Below are 1,286 nucleotides of genomic sequence, written 5' to 3'. Positions count from 1 at the left end.
AAACAGGCGGTGTGCTTACCCGGTGCAAGTCTACATTCACTAGAAAAAGAACTCAGAGCCGTTAACCGCGCGCCGCATTCTATTATTGGATCTTCATCGCTAGGTGCGACAGTTGTCGGTGGCATTGCCAATAACTCAGGCGGTGCGTTAGTGAAACGCGGCCCGGCGTATACTGAGCTTGCCATCTACGCGCAGGTCGATAAGCAGGGCAACCTCCATCTGGTTAACCATCTTGGTATTGATGGCTTGGGTGAGACGCCGGAAGAAATTCTTCACAATCTGCAAGAAGGTAATTTCGACCCAAGCAAGATCGTTCACGATGATCGCATGGCATCAGACAAAGAATATGATGAACGAGTACGTGACGTGACGTCTGACATCCCTTCACGTTTTAATGCAGACGAGCGTCGCTTGTTTGAAGCGAGCGGTTGTGCGGGCAAATTGGGCGTGTTTGCAGTGCGTGTTGATAGCTACCCAGTGCCAAGCAAAGAGCAAGTGTTTTACTTGGGCACGAACGACGCAAACAAGTTAACCAAATTGAGAAAAGATTTTCTGACTCAATTCGATAACCTGCCAGAAATGGGGGAGTATCTGCATCGCGATATCTTCAACATGGCAGAGAAATACGGCAAAGACGTGTTTTTATCGATCGACTTATTGGGTACGGACAAACTGCCTAAGATGTTCGCATTGAAAGCGAAAGTAGAGAACTTTTTAGAGCGAGTGCCATTTGTCAGCAAATATTTGCCAGACACCATTTTGTACTACGCAAGCAAATTGTTCCCGCAGCATTTGCCTGAGCGAATGTTAGAATTCCGCGATAAATACGAACATCATTTAGTGCTAAAAATGAGTGATGGCGGAATTGAAGAGGCACAAAAATACCTGAAAGAAGTATGGGCTATTGAAGATGATTGCGATTTCTTCGAATGTACGCCAGATGAAGGTAAAAAAGCTTACTTACATCGTTTTGCGGCGGCTGGGGCTGCGATTCGCTACGAAACGATTCATCGCAACGAGGTTGAAGACATTGTTGCGCTCGATATCGCATTGCGTAGAAATGATGAAGAGTGGTTGGAAACTTTGCCTGAAGAGGTGAGCAAAAATCTGGTTCAGTCGCTCTATTACGGGCACTTCATGTGTTACGTCTTCCATCAGGATTACATCTTCAAAAAAGGTACAGATACCAAATTGATGAAGAAGCTGATGTTAGAGCACCTCAATAGTCGCGGTGCAAAATACCCAGCTGAACACAATGTGGGTCATTTGTACGAAGCAGAAAACTC

At 45.7% G+C, this 1,286-nt stretch carries 1 protein-coding gene; it reads left to right on the top strand.

Translation table 11 applies throughout. From position 1 onward, the window contains the following. Positions 1–1,286 (top strand): D-lactate dehydrogenase (gene dld / locus R7P67_RS24830; RefSeq protein ID WP_318086319.1); only part of this gene is annotated, 1,286 nt, incomplete at both ends.

The organism is Vibrio sp. Vb0937, assembly GCF_033338855.1.
Note: the sequence above shows the minus strand (reverse complement) of the source record. Positions and strands in the feature narration are given on the sequence as shown.